Genomic DNA, 14754 nt, shown 5'->3' on the forward strand with positions numbered 1-14754 from the left:
GTCTCACGTTACCTGCGGCCAGACGCTTTCCTGGTCGGCCCGCGCTTCGGCAATCAACCATTCGCAAAACGCGTGCACCAGCGGGCGCGCTTCGGCCTGGGGCGAGCGCAGCAGGTAGTAGCAATGGGGGCCCAGCACCTGGTGTTCGAACAGGCGCACCAGGCGGCCCGAGCGCAGGTCGTCGCCAATCAGCGGGCTGGCGGCGATCGCCACGCCCTGGCCGCTGGCGGCCGCGTCCAGGCATAAATAGGTGTGCGAAAAACGCGCACCGCTGTTGCCGCTGTAGGCCACGCCGCAGCTGTGCAGCCAGCGGCCCCAGTCGATTTCACCGTCCAGGCGCACCTCCGGCTCATCGTGCAGCAGCGGGTAGCGCAGCAGGTCGGCAGGCGTGCGCAGCTTGGCAGCGCTGGCGCGAAAGCCGGGACTGCAGACGGCCGAAAATCGTTCTTCCATCAGCAAGTCCACCTTCAGGCCCGGGTAGCGGCCCGGCCCCAGCCGTATTGCCACATCGACCCCGTCGCGCGCCAGGTCCACCGGGTGCATCGACGCCAGCACGCGCAGCTCGATCTGCGGGTGGCGGTCGCGCAGCCGGCCCAGGCGCGGCATCAGCCAGCGCGAGACAAGCGAACTGGTGGCCGTTACCGTCACCACCTTGTCGTCGCCCTGGCGCCGCGCCGCTTCCGAGATGTCGGCCAACTGGTTCAGCACCGGCCCCAGCGCGGCCGCGTAGCGCTGGCCGGCGCCGGTCAGCACCACGCCGCGCGGCAGGCGCTGGAACAACGCCACGCCCAGCCAGGCTTCCACCTGCCGCACATGGTGGCCGATGGCGCCGGCCGAGACATGCAGTTCTTCGCCGGCGCGCTGGAAGCCTTCATGGCGGGCGGCCGCTTCAAACGCATGCAGGGCGGCGAGAGGGGGCAGGTGACGGGACATGCGAGCCTTAATTAAATTGAGTCTGTCCGTGAAGAATATTGCTTTGTTTCATTTTCCGCAAGCACTTATCATATCGATGCTGCGTCAATTGCACCCGCAAATTCATTGACGCATGTCCAATATTTTCAACGCCACCAGTGAACGGCGTTGCTCCCATTATTTGAAGAGGTAAGTCATGTCTGATCGCCGCGCCGTTGCGCTGGTGTTGTTGTCGGCTGCCGGTTTCGGCAGTTCCGCAGTCTTTGCCAGGGCGGCGTATGCGTCCGGGGTCAACCCGTCGACCATGCTGGCCCTGCGTTTCGTGATCGCCGCGATGCTGCTGTTGCCGCTGATCTGGCTCGGTGGCTGGCGCTTGCCGCGTGGCCGCCTGCTGGCCGGTTATGTGTTGATGGGCTTGATGTACACCGCCCAGTCGCAAGGCTATTTCAATGCCTTGCTGTATGCCAGCAGCGGCCTGTGCGCCATGCTGCTGTATGCGTATCCCGTGCTGGTGACGATCCTGGCGCTGGCGCTGGGCTGGGAAAAGCTGGACCGCCGCATGCTGGTGCTGATGGCGCTGGCGATTGCCGGCATGGCCGTCACCCTGGGCGGCAAGCTGCAGGGCCAGCCTATCGGCATTGCGCTGGCGCTGATGGCGGCCGGTGTCTACGCCGTGTATATCCTGTTCGGCAACAGCCTGTCGAAAAGCGCGGTCATTATCCACCCGCTGGCCGCCTGCGTGGTGATACTGGGCACGGCCGGCCTGGCCAACAGCGCGATTGCCGTCTGGCAGGGCGTGTCGCTGCCCGGCACGGCTACCGGCTGGCTGGCGGTGGCGGCGATCGCCCTGTTTTCCACGGCGATCGCAATCGCGGCGTTTTTTGCCGGCGTGGCGCAGATCGGCGCAGCCCGCGCGTCGATCATTTCCACCTTCGAACCGGTGATCACCATGGCGTTTGGCGTGGGCATGCTTGGTGAAAAAGTCAGCGGTACGCAATTGCTGGGCGGCGCCATGGTGCTGGCGGCGGTAATACTGCTGGCGCACAAGCCCGCAACCAAGGCCGCCGCGATGCCGGGTGTGCAGGCCAGCGCTTGACCTTGAAAATGGCGGGCCGGAGACGCCCGCTTGGCCCGGAACGCCTGTCTGGGCGACCCGGGATTTAATCCGTTTTGCCGGTGTTCTGGTGGCGCAGGGGTGCTAACAACAATACAAATAAATCTTAAATTGCGAATGATTCTCATTTATAATTAGACGACCATTCCCCACCAGCCAGCCTCTCGCCAGCCAGTGTTCGCCTTGAAAGGAGATCACCGTGCCCACCACGTTTCCATCCCGCAATATCGAGATCGTTGAACAGTTCGCCCGTTTGCGCCGCGAAAAAAATGCGCGCCACCGCGATATCGCGCAGCAGTTGCAGATAGCCGAAGGCGAGCTGATCGCCGCGCATGCGGGGCTGTCGCTGGACGACGGTGCCTGGCTGGGCGCCGAACGCTTGCGTGCCGAATGGCCGGCGATGATCGCCGCGCTGGAACCGGTGGGCGAGGTGATGGCCCTGACGCGCAATGCCTGCTGCGTGCATGAAAAAACCGGCGTCTACCGCCATGCCAGCCATAACCATCAAGTGGGCCTGGTGCTCGGTGGCGAGATCGACCTGCGCGTGTTCTACCGCCAGTGGGCACATGGCTTTGCCGTGCGCGAGCTGAAGGAAAACACCGTGCAGCGCAGCCTGCAGTTTTTCGATGCGAGCGGCCATGCCGTGCACAAGATTTTTCTGACACCGCAAAGCGATCTGGCCGCCTGGGAGGCGCTGGTGACGCGCTTTGCCGATGACGACCAGGAACCGGGCATGGCCGTGGTGGCGGCGCCAGCACCGGCCTTGGAGCTGCCCGACGCGCAGATCGACGTGTCCGGCTTTCGCGCTGCATGGGCCGGCCTGCGCGACACCCATGATTTTTTCGCCTTGCTGAAGAAATATTCGGTCTCGCGCCTGCAGGGCCTGCGCCTGGCCGAGCCGCGCTTCGTGCAGCAGCTCGACACTTCCTGCGTGCTCGATCTGCTGAACGAGGCGGCGCGCGAAAAAGTGGCCATCATGGCGTTTGTCGGCAACCCCGGCATGATCCAGATCCACTCGGGTCCCGTGCACAAGATCGCCGTGACCGGGCCATGGATCAATATCCTCGATCTGCGCTTCAATCTGCATTTGCGAGAGGACCATATCGCCAGCGCCTGGGTGGTGAAAAAGCCCACCGTTGATGGCCTGGTGACGTCGCTAGAACTGTTCGATGCGAAAGGCAACACCATCGTTATGTTCTTCGGCGAGCGCAAACCGGGCACGCAGGAGTTGTGCGAGTGGCGCCAGGTGGTCGAACGCGTCGTCTCGGAGGATCAGTTATGCGCCGCATGATCGCCGCCAGTGTGGCACGCCGCATCGCGCTGAAAAAACTCGGCGCAGACGCGCTGGCACTGGCTGCGCAGCCGCCGGTGCAGCAGGCTGCCGGGACCGTGTCGCAGTTATCGGCAGGCCATAAAAAACGCCGGGACGGTGCCCGGCGCTGAAGTGTTTGACAGCCGATAGCTGACGTTAATCGTCGGCGGCTGCCGTTGCCGGCTCGGCGCCGCAGCACTTCTTGTACTTCTTGCCGCTGCCGCAAGGGCAGTCGTCGTTGCGGCCCACTTTCGGCTCTTCGCGTTTCAGGGTTTGCACGGCCGGCTTGCGGCGCGGTACCCAGAAACGGTGGATCGCCGGCAGGTTCGCTTCCAGTTCCTGCGCCAGCTTGTGCGCCTTGACCGGGTCTTCCACCAGTTTCAGCTCTTCTTCCTCGATCTCGTCGGCGCCCAGCAGGTAGATAGGCTGCATCAGCTCGCCCACTTCCGAGTCCCAGATCTCGTTCCACGAACCTTCGCGCAGCTCCATGCCGTCCCAGAAGCCCCAGCACCAGGCTTCGGCGTCGATCAGGGTCTGGCCTTCGTGGTCGTGCTCGACGAACAGTGGCTCGAATTCTTTCGGCGCCACTTCGAACGTCACCAGCACTTCGTTCATGAAGCGCATGATCAGGTTGACGATGCGTTCTTCTTCCTTGCTGTTCTTGAACTTGGGCGCGTCCTTGATATCTTCGCCCCACACGCGCGGCAACCACTCGGCCGGCATGATCGGTTCCGGGCCGATGGCCACGGCCGTCAGATAGCCGTGCAGCATATCCATGGTCATGGCGTCTTCGGAGCACCGGTCCGACAACAGGAATTGGTCTAGTTCGTCAAATTCTTTTTCTGATAATGGCTGTTCGAGTTGCATGGCTTGCTCTTTATTGAATGTAAGCGGACAGTATACGCTTTGCGGCGCCGCATCGCCGAAGTGTTTATGCAGGGCGTGGTGGCGCGCCGTACAATGGCGTTTATGCACAACGAAAACCCCCCGCAGGACGACCGGCCCGTCCACCCTTATTCCGAACTGAGCCCCGATTGCGTGCTCGACGCGCTCGACAGCGTAGGCCTGTACGGCGACGGCCGGCTGCTGGCCTTGAACAGCTATGAAAACCGCGTCTACCAGGTCGGCATCGAAGATAGCGCGCCGCTGGTGGTGAAGTTCTACCGCCCCGGGCGCTGGAGCGACGCCGCCATACTGGAAGAACACGCGTTCGTGTCCGAGCTGGTCGAGCGTGAAATCCAGGTGGTGCCGGCGTTGGAAATCAACGGTGCGACCTTGCACCAGTACCAGGGCTTCCGCTTTGCCGTCTTCCCCCGCCATGGCGGACGCGCACCCGAGCTGGACGACCCGGCCACGCTCGAATGGACAGGGCGCTTTATCGGCCGCATCCACGCCGTCGGCGCCCTGGCCAGCTACAAGGAGCGCCCGGCGCTCGATCCGCAAACCTTTGGCGTCGAGCCGCGCGAATTCCTGCTGGCCGGCAGCTTCCTGCCCCCCGAACTGGTGGCTGCGTACTCCAGCGTGGCGCAGCAGGCGCTTGACGGCGTCAAGCGCTGCTATGACCGCGCCGGCGACGTGGCGCTGCTGCGCACCCATGGCGATTGCCACGGCGGCAATGTGCTGTGGACCGATGCCGGCCCCCATTTTGTCGACTTCGACGATAGCCGCATGGGGCCCGCCATCCAGGACCTGTGGATGATGCTGTCGGGCGAGCGCGGCGACCAGGTGCGCCAGATGAGCGATATCCTGGCCGGCTACGAGGATTTTTGCGATTTCGAGCCGCGCCAGCTATACCTGGTCGAGGCGCTGCGCACCTTGCGCCTGATCCATTATTCGGCCTGGCTGGCGCGCCGCTGGGACGACCCGGCCTTTCCGGTCGCCTTCCCGTGGTTTAACACGCAACGTTATTGGCAGGACCGCATACTTGAATTGCGCGAACAGGTGGCGCTGATGGATGAAGCGCCGCTCTGGCCTATCTGAGCTAACACAGGAAAAGCACGGTAAATACGGCTCTGATTGGCGCGCTGATATCTGCCATGGGGCCTGATAATGGTGGTAATAATTCCGACAGGAATACTGTAATTCATCCGATTCAGCGAGAAATTATGCACACCCGCATGCCAGCACAGCACGATCAGCAAGCCGCCGCCGCCCTCGACGACGAGTTCGACCAGGACAGCATCGTCTCGCTGCATGATTTCCAGGATATCGACCCGCAGGCCGGCACCCCCGTGGCCCAGGTCAAGGCCGTGCCGATGTTGCCGGCGCCGCAATCGGATGCCGAAGGCGACGCGCCGGAACATACTCCCGAACCGGTTGCCGGCCGCCAGCAGATGGAACTGAAAGCCATTCACGAAGCCATCGCCAGGGTCGAAGCGGAAGCCAGGGCCACCTGCGCCGCCGAAAGCCGCGCCCTGGCCGAGGCGCGCGTGCGCGCGCTGGCCGAAGACCGCGCCGCCATCGATGTGGCTGCCGCTGCCGCCGCCCAGCAAAACGCACAAGCGGCCGAAGAGGCCATCGCCGCCAACCGCGACCGCCTGGAAACTATGCGCGCCGCCGCGCAAGCGAGCGTGGCGCGCCTCGAAGCGGTGAAGTTGGAGACGGCCGAACTGCGCGCCCGCGCGGAATCGGACAACGAAATTCGCCTGGCCGCCGAACAGCGCACGCGTGCCGAACAGGAAAGCCGCATGCGCGCCAGCGAGCAGGTGGCGGTACAGTCGGAACTGGCCGAACAGGCTGCGCGCGCGGCTGAAGAACTGCAGGTGCAAACCGAACAAGCGCGCCTGCAGGCGCTCGAACGGGTCGCCGCCGTGCAGGCGGCCAAGCAGGAAATGGTCGGCATCGCCTCGGCCGACGCCAGGGTGGCCGTGATGGCGCGTGAACGCGAGCGCCATGCCCACGGCGCGCGCAAGACGGCGCAAATGCTGGCCGAAGCGGAAAGCGAAGCGCTGGAATTGACGGTGCAGCGCGAGCGCGCCGACCAGATCGCGCTGGAATCGGCCTTCAACCGCGCCGCCGCCGAAGTGCGGGCGCTGGAAGAAGCGCGCGCACTGGCTCACCTCGAACAGGAGCGCGAAGCGATTGCGCTGGCGCAGGCCGAATCGGAACGCCATGCGGCGCAGTCGCTGCATCTTCGCCTGCAGACGGAAAAAGAACTGCGCGATGCGGCGATTCACCGCGAACGCCTTGAAATGGTGGCCGCCGCCAGCGCCCAGGCGCGCCGCGACGCCGACATGCGCATCCTGGCTGCGACCGAAGCGCGCATCGAAGTCGACCGCCAGTTGCGTGCCGTGGCACTGGCCCGTATCACCGCCGAGCAGGATGCGGAAATCGCCGGCCACGCCCGCATGGAAGCAGAGAACGCGGCGCTGCAGGAAACCCGTGCACGCGAGGCGGCCGAGCATGAGGCCAGCCTGGCTGCTGCGCGTGAGAGCGAAGCGCAGCAACAGGCGGCCAGGCTGGCGCAAGAGCGCGCAGTGGCGGCGCAGGCAGCCAGCGAGCTGGCCGAACGCCAGAACGAAGCCGAGCAGCAGCTGCTCGCCAGTGCCGAAGCACAGCTGGCGGCGCAGCGCCAGGCAGCCGAACTGATGGAAGAAAAAGCGCTGCAGGCCGAGCGCCTGGCGGTGCAGGAACAGGAAACAGTCGCCGCCGAACGGGCCGCCGTTGCGGCCTTGAAGGCGAAACTGGATGCGGAAACGCTGGCCATGCAGACAAGTCAGGAGCGCACTGCCGCCGAGCAGGCGCAGCTTGACGTGCTGCGAGCCCGGCAGGAAGCGGAACTGGCCCTGAAGGACGCTGCCGAGCAGGAAGCGGCGGCCACCCGCATTTTGCTGGAGCAGGCGCTGGTCGACGCCGAACAGAAGGCGGCCGCCGCGCAGGCGGTGCAGGCGCAGGCGCGACTGGCGGTGGAACTGGGCCTGGTGCATGGCGAGCGCGCCCGCGTGGAAAGCGACAAGGCGCAAGCTGCCCAAGCACTACTGGAATCCGAACGGGCCTTTGTCGCCTGCGAGCGCGAATCGCTGGCGCTGATCGATGAAAAGCTGGCGCAGCAGCGCCAGGCTACCAGCGCCGAAGAACGCGCTTCGAAAGCCATCGCCGGCAGGTTGGACGCGGAAAAGCAGGCAGCCGTGGCGGCCGAAGCGCGCTCGCTGATGGAACAGCAGGCCCAGGACGCCATGTGCTTGCGCGAACAGGCCGAAATGGCGGCCCGCCAGGCGGCCCAGGAGAAACTCGAAGCCCAGCAAGCCCTGCTCGACAGCGCCCAGGCGCATGCGGCCCTGCAGCGCAAGGCGGCCGAGACCACGCGCGCGATGGCGGTGGCCAAGCAGCAGTTGCTGGAACTGGAAATGCGCCGTGCACAGCAGCAGGAACGCGAACTGGCCGACCTGCGCGCCAGCCTGCGTGAAAAACAGGGCGAGTTTTCGGCAGCCTTGACGGCAGCCCGCGTCAAGGCCGAACAGGTGACGTCGGCCAGCATGACGCGCGAAGTGCTGGACCGCCTGACGCACACCAATGCCGTGACGGGCACTGTCTGGCGCGCGCACCAGGAAGACTGAGAACACCGAACAAAACCTACTGCGCGTCGGTATTTGCGGCCTGCGATGCTCACCGTACCTTCGTACGGTTGCGCTTCTCAGCCACAACTCCCTTCCGCTCGCTACGGTTTTGTTAGGCGTTCTACAGTTTCAGGGGGCTGTCAAGGATTGAGCATGACCTTGTCGGCGTAGTATTCGGTCTCGCCGAAGCAGTCGGTCGGCACGCCCTTGTGCTGGTTATAGCTGAGCAGAATTTGCTTGCCGGCGGCCGACGTCAGCTGTTTTGCCACGGCTTCGTCGCGCACGCTGAACTGGAATTTCTCCGGTATCGTGCCCGGCAGCGCCGTCAGCATCAATTCGCCCTCCCAGGTCTTGCAGACCCAGCCCCGCTTGGAAAACTTCAGCAAGTGGCCGGCCCGTTCGCCTTCCGAATACGAAAAGCTCAGGGTCAGCCAGGTATAGGCCGCCAGCAGCAAGGCGCCTGCCAGCAGGAAGATCACAAAGGCAATGCTGAATTTTTTGGTGGTCGGGGTCATGGAGAATGTATCGTTATATTAAATAGAATCCGGGGTCAGACCCGCCGGGACTCGGCGTCCCCGCCTGACCCCAGCCTTCCGCTGCTGGTGCAAGGACGCCTTTTAATCCTTGCGACCTGCCTTCCAATTGAGTCCGAAGTTATATCGTTCGTCCATCGCCTGGTGCGCCGTGATTTTACCTTGGCCGCCGAAGTATTCCACCAATTTTGTTACTTGCAGGTTGCCGTTCTGGTTTTCCAGCATGGCGATCGCGCACATGGCGTGCTGGCTTTCGCTGTCGAGGCGCACTTCGACGGTCGGCTGGCCCGGGATTTCGATCGTTACCATGCCATCGGTGGCGGCCCAGTTGGGTACGCCCTCATAGATAAAGGCGTACACCAGCACGCGCTTGATCTGGTCGAAGTGAAGGCCATTGATAAAAATGTTCTCGCCGCTGCTGATGCTGCCCGTACGGTCGTCGCCTTCCAGGTGGATGTACGGTGGACGGTCGAACGCGCCCCAGCTGTTGCCGAGCGCCTGCACCGCGCTCTTGCTGCCGTTGCTCATTTCGAACAGGCAGCCGATATCGAGGTCGATGCCGCCCGCACGGCCGGCCGGTTTGGCGAACAGCTTGCCAAGAAAACCCGTATCGAGTTTCGAGGCCGGCGCCTGGCCCTGGGCGGCGTTCTGGTTCCAGTTCAGGTTGACCTTGATGCGGCCATAGCCGCCGCTGTCGCGCTTGTCGAGCGAGATCTTGTCGCCGCGCTTTTCCAGGCGAATTTTCGACAGCGAGATTTTATTTGCCGGTGGTGCGGCCGGTGTCGGTACGGGTGCTGGAGCCGATGCCGGAGCAGGAGCGGGTGACGACGATCCCGCCTCGCTGCCGCCGAAGTGCTTCAGCAGCGCGCTCAAGCCGCCGGCAAAACCCTGGCCGACGGCGCCGAAGCGCCAGCTGCCGTCGCGCCGATACAGCTCGCCGATGATCACTGCTTTTTCATCCTGGAAGTCGGCGCCGGCAAACGCAAACGTGGCGGCGGAACCCAGCGCCAGGCTGGACGCGCCCAGCGCGCGCATGCTGCCCTGTTCCGTCGCGGCAGTAAACACCAGCTTGTCGATAGCCTGGGGCAGGCGCGCCAGGTCGATCTGGAATACCGAGCGTGGGCCGTTCAGTTCCACCGTGACGGCATTGTCGGGCGCGCTTTTCTGGTTGTAGAACACCATGTAGCGGTCGTCCGACAGCTTGCCGCTGGCGTCGACGCCGAAGCAGCTGACATCGACTTCCATCGAGCCGGATGCGATATCGAGAGTAACGGCAAACGGGCCGTTCAGGCCCAGGTCGGCCAGCTTGCCTTTTTGGCCGCGTGTGAAATTGGTCATGGTCGTGCAGTCCCTTCGTCACTGGTGAGTGGAGTCAACTGGAATGGCCGGGTGGCGCCATCGGCATGGCGGATACCGAACAGGCGCGCCTGTTCGATCATGCGTTGCGCCCAGCTGCTGTGGGTGGCCACTTCGCACATCGATTCCTGCATGCGAAACACGGCCGGGCTGTCCGGGTCGATGATGCGCAGAGCCAGTTCGATATCGGTCTGCGCCACCTGGTAGTGGCGCTCGATCTGCGGTACCTGGTCCGGGTGGATGGCAGTCTTGGCGATCATGCCGTGCGCCATGTCCTGCGCCACTTCGGCTGCCAGCCAGTCGTGCTGCGCCAGGTGTTCGAACACGGGCGCCGTGAGCTCGAAGCCGTGCGGCTTGAAGATGGTGACCAGGCGGCCGATCACCTGGCCCAGCGGGGTCTGGTAGATGGTGCCGGTGGTCGGGCGGCGCAGGCCCAGCAGGGCCAGCAGGTCGTTGCCGCCGATGCGCAGCGCCAGGATGCGCGCGCGCACCCCGGGTGCGGCCAGCGTGGCGCGGAACAGCTTCATTTCTTCATCATCGAACACTTCGGCTGTTTCCAGGGTCGGCATCAACAGATGATGGGTGTGGCGCACCTGGTCGAAGTACGAGGCAAAATTGTGGCGTGTGGATTTGGGCAGCACGAAGCCGGCCAGCTTTTCCACGCCGGGCATGAGCAGCACGCGCGCCATCACTTCGACATTGCGCACGCGCACGAAGCGCAAGGTGTCGGACGTCTCGCTCATGTTCTGCAGCATCAGCGACAGGTTGAACAGCGCGTAACTGAGGTCGCGTTCGGCGATCGCGTCTTCGGTGCAAAAGATCACCGAACGCAGGTGGCCGAATTTGTCGCCATTGGCGATCGCCAGCAAATCCTTGTGCGTGGTGGGCACATACATCGATGCGCCGAGTGCTGCCTTGTGCTCACTTTGTGGGTGTATGGAGTTATCCATCGACTGCGCTCCTGATAAGGGCGACCGCCTGGTAAGGCAGCGCCGGTTGTACGGTAACGGGGATGGCTTTTTCTTGTGCCAGAAGCAGCAAATGTGCCACGTCCGGCGCATTCGTGTCGCGCACGATCAGGCGCTCCGGCACGCGGCGCAGCAGCACGCGTGTCGCCTCGCCGATACCGGGCTTGATCAGGTTGATGTCGCTGATGCCGTAGTCATTTTGCGCCTGCGCCATATAGGCTTGTGAGCGCGCCGCCATGGCCGCTGCATCGGTCGCCACCGCCAGCGGAATGCCGCTGCTGCCGGCAATCGCGATGGCGTCGGCCACCAGCCCATCGGCGAACTGGCGCGACTGGTCGTGTGCTTCGAACTGGGCGTAGTACACGCAGCCGTGGAAGTCGTCAGGACCGATTGCTTCATTCAATACCGAGCGGCTGACCAGGCCCGATACCGTGGCATTCAATATGCTCGACGGGATCAGGTAGTCGCTGGAGGACGCCGCGCAGGCGGCCGTGCCGGCCAGGTCCGACAGCACGAACAGGCCGCCGTCGATGCTGGTGCCATGCTGCGCGTTATAGTCGTTGACGGTCTGGCGCAGCTCGCGCGAGATCACGCCTTTTCCGGTCCAGCCGTCGACAAACACGATGGAGTGCGCCGCGTGGCCGTGCGTCAGGATATGTTTGATCGCGTTGGTGTCGATGCCGCGGTCGCGGATGATGGACACCGAATAATGGCTGCACTCGCGCTGGAATACCTGGCGCAGCAAGTGCACCAGGATCACGCCGACCGGCGTGCCGGCGCGTGCCAGCGACACCAGTGTAATCGCCCCTTCACGGCGCGCAGCAATCAGCGCGGCCAGGCGCAGGCAGTCGCGCGCCATCTGCAGGCGGTTGGCCGCGAATGCGCTCTGGAACAGCGCCAGATAGGCAGGCGAGGGCAGCGACTCGGGCGACAGCATTTCGCTGTAGTGGCGCTGGCCGGACTGGATCAGCCGTTCTTTCTCGGCCAGGTCGCGTATCGGTTCGAGCGCCATCGGCGTCAACAGAAACTCGACGTCTTGCTGGCGGTAGCTGCCGCTGAAATGCGCTGTCGTCGTGCCGGTCATAGTGACGCCACCGTCAGCGCCGCCAGCTGGGTGCCGTTCGGGATAATCGCATAGTCGCAGGCAGCCATGAAGCGCGCGTCCGAGCGGCTGTCGCCCATGCCGAAGCTCAGGATGGGCCCATGTTCGGCCTCCAGTTCCGCGCGCAGATAGGCCACGGCGCGCGCCTTGTTCAGACTTTTTGGCAGCACGGCCAGGTTGTTGCCGTTACGGTGGATAAAGTAGTCCGATCCTTCCCTGGCGATCCAGTCCAGCAGCACCTGCTGCTCGATGTCGGCCAGGCGTTCGCCGCGCGCTTCATGGTCTTTGACGACGACGTAGAACGGCGTGTTGTAGTCTTCGATCAGGCGCGCGCGCGAGGGCATGCCCGCCTTGGCTTGAAAATCGTCGATGATGCGCATGGCGTCCCGCAAACCGGGCAAGGCCGTCTGCATGTCGTCCTGCATCAGCGCCAGCCAGCCGGCGTCGAGTTCACCACCCGGCTGCAGCACGATGCCGCCGTAATCGAGCACGCTGTAGCTGGAAAACGGCAGGTCGACCCGGCGAAACGCGTCGCCATTCCTGGCGGTGGCCGGGATCAGTGTCATGCCGCTTTGCGCGAACTCGAAAAACGCGCGCTGGCGCGCCGTGGTAAACGAGCAGGCCTCGCCGTTTTTCAGGTAGGCGGCCGGCTGCAGGTCGGTTTGACCAGGAACTTTTTTCGGGGTCTGGAACAGTGTGTCGTCCAGGTCAACAAACAGGAATTTCTTCAATTGTGGTCTCTGACTGAAAGTGGAACAGGCGGCCATGGAGCTGGCCGGCGAGTTGCATGAGCGCCGGGCTGGCCGGGGTCTCATGGCAGATAAAAACGTGCTGGTATTGGCCGGGGGCCACGTTGTACAGATAGTTGGCGATGCCTTCGCCGTAGTTGTCGTCGCATGACACGATATGGCCGACCGAGCCCCATGACAGGATAGGCGAGCGGGTAGTCGATTGCACCACCACCTGCTTGCCCAGTGCTTCCAGTTCGCGCCCCAGCAAAAACGAGGGATGCATGAATTCGCCGGTGCCCAGCACCAGCACGGATTCACCGTCGCCGATGCTTTGTGCCAGCTGTGCAGCCAGCGTGCATGGCGGTATCAATGGGCGGTCGACGCCGATACGCCCGAAGGCGTCGCTGGCGCCCCTTTCGGCGTTGGCGACAAAGCGCTGCGCGCTGGCGGCGACAGGCGCCGGTGTGTCGCCCATCCTGAAAGCGTATTGGCCGGACAGGGCCGCACCGACCGTGGTGGGCAGGCCGAAGCGCTGGCCGAGGCCAGCGTTGGCCTGCTGACCCATGAAATTGGTGATCACGCCCAGGTGCAGTTGTTCCAGCTGCGGATAGCGTGCGCGGCACACTTCGATCAGGTTGGCAAAAGTATTGCCGGTTGACGCTTCATCGTCGATCAATACCAGGCTGCGCGCGCGCGCAAACACGGCGCTGGCGTTGTCGGACAGATGCAGGAACTGGCGCGGCGCGTGGCTGTGCGACTCTTCGAATTCAAAGTAGGGGATATCGCCCACACGGTAGCGCGAGCTGTGCAGGAACAGGCCCTCGCTGCCGGGATGGGCTTTCAGCCACGCTTCGAACACGCCCTGGCCCAGGCCGACGGCGGTTTCCGCCATGGCGATAAACACCACCGGGCCGGGCAAGTCCGAGGGGATTTGCCTGGCCAGGTCATCGTGGATCGCCTGCATCGTGCCTGGCGTGACGGGCCAGTGCTTGCCCAGCACTTTTGACAAAAACAGAAAGCCGCGCTTGGCGTTGGCGCGCGCCGCGTAGCCGATCAGCTCGTCGAGTGCAAAGCGCGCCTCGTCGACCTGCAAGGTCAGCTCGCCCGTTGGCATGGTCTGGCGCACGGTCGTCATGGCAGTTCCACCGCATGTGCCGCTTCGGCCACCCGCATGCCTTCACGGATCGCCGGAATCGTGATCTGGTCATAGCCCTGGTCGAAGCCGGCCAGTGCGATGTACGGCAGGTTGGGACCAGCCGCGCAGGCCATGCCGATGCCGCCCGACATGCGTGGATTGATCTCCAGCAGCGAAAGACCCTTGGCCCCTTCGCGAAACTGGATATTGAACACGCCGTTCAACTGGTAATCGCGCGCCAGTTTTTCGCAGGCGGCCAGCAGTTCCTCGCGCAATTCGATCAGCTGGCCACTGCCCGGCGTGTGCAATTTTTTTCGCGGAATGGCGCATAACAGCTTGCCGTGGTCGGCCACGCAGTCGGTGCTGTATTCATGGCCGTCCAGGTACTCCATCAGCAGCAGCGTCGTGAAGCTTTCCATCCGTGCCAGGCCATCGCGCAGTTCCTGCGTGTTGATCTTGTAGGCGGCGCCGGCCAGCAGCAGCTCGGCGCTGGAACGTTCATCGAGCACGGCAAAGCCCAGCCCATATACGGATTCGGACGGCTTGATGCACAGGCGTTCATGCAGTGGGCGCAGTTCGGCATAAGCTGCATCGTATTCGGCGATATCGTTGACGGCGCGCGTGTCGGCCACCGGCGCCATCGGCAGGTCGAGGCCGGCGCAAAAGCGCGCCTTGTCATGCATCAGGGCCAGCACTTCCTCGGTCGCCACGCTCAGCACGCGCGTGCCGATCGCTTCAAAGCGCGCGCGTGCGCTGGCGATCCTGCCGGCAGCACGGCCTGGCCAGAAAATCGTGATGGCGCGCTCACGGCAGAACGCCAGACACCATTCCAGGTAATCCTCGCCCTTCAGGTCGCTTGGCTCGACCGCGTATTCGTCTGCCGCCAGGAAGGCTGCCGCGTGTTCGTTCGGGTTGGTATAGATCAGGTGATAGCGGCGCTGGCCGCCGGTGGCGGCAATGTCCGCCTCGCGTATCAAACGCATGGCCGTGGCGACCGAAGAAAATGTTTTGTTGAACCAGACTCTTTGCATGTAC

14 protein-coding genes are annotated in these 14754 nt (G+C 63.9%); 5 read left to right on the plus strand and 9 right to left on the minus strand.

Going from position 1 to position 14754, the window contains the following annotated elements; genetic code table 11:
* Positions 1-3 precede the first annotated feature (3 nt).
* Positions 4-933 carry a transcriptional regulator GcvA gene (gcvA, locus tag ACQ4WM_RS23385; protein ID WP_436549052.1) on the minus strand — a complete coding sequence of 310 codons (930 nt, stop codon included), beginning with the start codon at positions 931-933 and terminating at the stop codon, positions 4-6.
* Between the two features lie 175 nt (positions 934-1108).
* Here gcvA and ACQ4WM_RS23390 point away from each other — a divergent pair, with 175 nt between their 5' ends.
* From ACQ4WM_RS23390 to ACQ4WM_RS23400, 3 genes are all read left to right on the plus strand, one after another.
* Entirely contained in the window at positions 1109-2008 is a 900-nt protein-coding gene (locus ACQ4WM_RS23390; protein ID WP_436549053.1) for a DMT family transporter, read from the plus strand.
* 217 nt (positions 2009-2225) lie between these two features.
* Complete coding sequence (locus ACQ4WM_RS23395) at positions 2226-3317, plus strand: hemin-degrading factor (RefSeq protein ID WP_436549054.1); 1092 nt, start codon at positions 2226-2228, stop codon at positions 3315-3317.
* Positions 3305-3469, plus strand: a complete 165-nt coding sequence (locus ACQ4WM_RS23400) for a hypothetical protein (protein WP_436549055.1) — start codon at positions 3305-3307, stop codon at positions 3467-3469. Before ACQ4WM_RS23395 ends, ACQ4WM_RS23400 begins: the two co-directional genes overlap by 13 nt.
* A 25-nt stretch (positions 3470-3494) precedes the next feature.
* Here the strand turns inward: ACQ4WM_RS23400 and ACQ4WM_RS23405 are convergent, their stop codons facing one another.
* Positions 3495-4205: a UPF0149 family protein gene (locus ACQ4WM_RS23405; protein WP_436549056.1), complete on the minus strand. Its 711-nt coding sequence runs from the start codon at positions 4203-4205 to the stop codon at positions 3495-3497.
* Between the two features lie 102 nt (positions 4206-4307).
* Between ACQ4WM_RS23405 and ACQ4WM_RS23410 the strand changes: the two genes are divergently transcribed.
* Together ACQ4WM_RS23410 and ACQ4WM_RS23415 are read left to right on the plus strand one after the other, a co-directional pair.
* Positions 4308-5318, plus strand: a complete 1011-nt coding sequence (locus tag ACQ4WM_RS23410; RefSeq protein WP_436549057.1) for a serine/threonine protein kinase — start codon at positions 4308-4310, stop codon at positions 5316-5318.
* Positions 5319-5455: 137 nt separating this feature from the next.
* Positions 5456-7894, plus strand: coding sequence for a coiled-coil domain-containing protein (locus ACQ4WM_RS23415; RefSeq protein ID WP_436549058.1), 2439 nt, complete (start codon positions 5456-5458; stop codon positions 7892-7894).
* A 140-nt stretch (positions 7895-8034) separates the two neighbouring features.
* On the opposite strand, the gene ACQ4WM_RS23420 is transcribed toward ACQ4WM_RS23415, so the two are convergent.
* From ACQ4WM_RS23420 to ACQ4WM_RS23450, 7 genes are all read right to left on the minus strand, one after another.
* The gene (locus ACQ4WM_RS23420) at positions 8035-8409 is read right to left on the minus strand and encodes a DUF8785 domain-containing protein (protein ID WP_436549059.1); all 375 of its coding nucleotides are present in this window, start codon (positions 8407-8409) and stop codon (positions 8035-8037) included.
* Between the two features lie 102 nt (positions 8410-8511).
* Positions 8512-9765: a TerD family protein gene (locus ACQ4WM_RS23425; protein ID WP_436549060.1), complete on the minus strand. Its 1254-nt coding sequence runs from the start codon at positions 9763-9765 to the stop codon at positions 8512-8514.
* Entirely contained in the window at positions 9762-10733 is a 972-nt protein-coding gene (locus ACQ4WM_RS23430; protein WP_436549061.1) for an HpcH/HpaI aldolase/citrate lyase family protein, read from the minus strand. Before ACQ4WM_RS23430 ends, ACQ4WM_RS23425 begins: the two co-directional genes overlap by 4 nt.
* Positions 10726-11835: a cysteine protease StiP family protein gene (locus ACQ4WM_RS23435; protein WP_436549062.1), complete on the minus strand. Its 1110-nt coding sequence runs from the start codon at positions 11833-11835 to the stop codon at positions 10726-10728. Before ACQ4WM_RS23435 ends, ACQ4WM_RS23430 begins: the two co-directional genes overlap by 8 nt.
* Positions 11832-12584, minus strand: a complete 753-nt coding sequence (locus tag ACQ4WM_RS23440; protein ID WP_436549063.1) for an HAD family hydrolase — start codon at positions 12582-12584, stop codon at positions 11832-11834. The genes ACQ4WM_RS23435 and ACQ4WM_RS23440 overlap by 4 nt, the downstream gene beginning before the upstream one ends.
* Positions 12562-13719 (minus strand): phosphoribosyltransferase domain-containing protein, encoded by a 1158-nt coding sequence (locus ACQ4WM_RS23445; RefSeq protein WP_436549064.1) that lies wholly within the window; start codon positions 13717-13719, stop codon positions 12562-12564. Before ACQ4WM_RS23445 ends, ACQ4WM_RS23440 begins: the two co-directional genes overlap by 23 nt.
* On the minus strand, positions 13716-14750 hold the full coding sequence (locus ACQ4WM_RS23450) for an ATP-grasp domain-containing protein (protein WP_436549065.1): 1035 nt from the start codon (positions 14748-14750) through the stop codon (positions 13716-13718). Before ACQ4WM_RS23450 ends, ACQ4WM_RS23445 begins: the two co-directional genes overlap by 4 nt.
* Positions 14751-14754 lie beyond the last annotated feature (4 nt).

The organism is Janthinobacterium longum, from assembly GCF_051380735.1.
Lineage (GTDB): Bacteria > Pseudomonadota > Gammaproteobacteria > Burkholderiales > Burkholderiaceae_D > Janthinobacterium.